Origin of the sequence: Cetobacterium sp., from assembly GCF_048470075.1 — a bacterium.
Lineage (GTDB): Bacteria > Fusobacteriota > Fusobacteriia > Fusobacteriales > Fusobacteriaceae > Cetobacterium_A.
Genome location: NZ_DBGBQB010000192.1, coordinates 1 through 1,872, shown reverse-complemented (window position 1 = coordinate 1,872; position 1,872 = coordinate 1). Strand labels below are relative to the sequence as shown.

Genomic DNA, 1,872 nt, shown 5'->3' with positions numbered 1-1,872 from the left:
CATAGTAATAGCCCCCTTTTATTAATATAACTATTTTTTTAAAATGTTCCAAGATTTTGAAAATTGCCTATTTTTAAATAGTTCAGGAAGTCCAGATATCTGTTTTAATCTTAAAACTTCATCTTTACTCATTCCCAGTTCCTTAATTATATTTTCATCCTCCCACCCACGCTCAATTAACTCTTTTACTAAATCAACCATAAGAGTAACCTCATGTTTTCCACGGGCTCTATTATGTCGAATTGTAGAGGCCATTCTATCTTTTATATTACTGTTATTATTCCCTAAAACGGTTATGGGGATATGCCCATATGTCCTTTTTTTTATAGTTTCTAGTGCCCCGACTTTAGCTCTATGAAATCCATCTACAATCTCATATTTTCCATCCACTTTTATAGTAACAATGGGTTGAGTATATCCATCATGAAGAATACTGTGTTTCAAAAGTTTATATTCAGGAGGAGCAACTTTATTTGGGTTGTAGGAATTAGGGAGAATATCTTCAACTTTTTTCCACAGAACACAATCTACAGGCTCATCTTTAAATGGACTGAGATCCTTTAAAAAAAGTTTGATTTCATTTAAAATAGATACCTGTTCATCTAATGATAACTCCGTATATAGTTTTTTTACTTCAGTTAGATAATTAAAGATTTCAAAGATTGAAAGCATAACTTCATCCATATATTCTCCTATTCACCATAAATTTTCTTTAATTTCATCAGCTTTTCATATTCATTTTTATTTTGACAAAAACTTAGACCATAGCAATAGAAATCGTTTCTCAATATAACTTTACAGATTCTTCTCCAACTAGGGGCTTTTCTTTGAGCTTCTAGCTTTTTATCTGCAATCTCTTCCACCAAGTCTGTTTTAAAAAAACCTGAGTCCTCATATTCAAAATTAATACCTCCTAACTTTTTATGCCACCATTTTAAAAAGGTATTGATTTTTTTTAAATAGTGCATCTTTAGATATTTAGGCATAGATTCGAGCAGGAAAAGGGTATACTCCTTATAGGTGTAACCCTCTGGAACAAGGGCCTCTCTATTACCAAGTATCTTATCTCCTCTATAGATAGCACCAAAATTTGCCCCAGAGACTCTTCTTACAATTTTAAACCATGTTTCAGGTTCTATCTCATGGAATAGATTTAAACTCTTTCTTTGGTTGTCTCCATAGGGCTGACACAGTCTCATTGTATTTATGGACTCCCCATGGTAGAAGAATAGATCATAAACCCTATTGTATAAAAAGTTAAACTTTCCAACAGCAGCCCATATATCTTCAACTCTCCAATCATATATAGGATAAAAATTATATAGATTTGTAGATTTTACTAAGTTAACCTTTGTGGACCACTGTATATCATCTTTATAGTAACTTTTAACCTCTCTAGAAATTGTTGAAAATCTTTTTAAACTCTCATCACTTCTGATACCAACAAGACAAGCTACTCTGTTATTTTCACTTTTTTTTGCTAGCCACTCTCCAAAGTAGAGTGTGAGCTCTTCAAACTCCATACCTTTTTTGAACCATGTCCATTCCTCTGGAATGTTATCCTCAGTTATAATATGGGGGCTATTAGGGAGCTCTCTTATCCAGAGTTCTTTTTTATTTTTATCCCACGGAATCCATTTTGGAGAGAAAACAGATACAGCATTTCTAAGGGATATTGGTAAACATAACCAGTATGGCTCTAGCTCAGTATTTTTAAAGGTTTCAGAGATATAATCAATGGTTTCTTTATACTGAGCTTCCATATCTATAAAAAATACCTTTAAAGGGAGTAAATCCATTTTTCTAGCAATATTCAATGACAGGTTTAACATTACTCCACTATCTTTTCCCCCTGAGAAAGATAGATATACG

General features: G+C 32.6%; 2 protein-coding genes. Both read right to left on the bottom strand.

The genetic code is table 11. The annotated features are described in order from the left end of the window. Positions 1 to 30: 30 nt before the first annotated feature. Positions 31 to 684, bottom strand: coding sequence for an IbrB-like domain-containing protein (locus tag ACMOUI_RS07040; RefSeq protein ID WP_418965021.1), 654 nt, complete (start codon positions 682 to 684; stop codon positions 31 to 33). Positions 685 to 692: 8 nt separating this feature from the next. After that, on the bottom strand, positions 693 to 1,872 hold a 1,180-nt coding region (locus ACMOUI_RS07035), incomplete at its 5' end, for a DUF3440 domain-containing protein (RefSeq protein WP_418965020.1).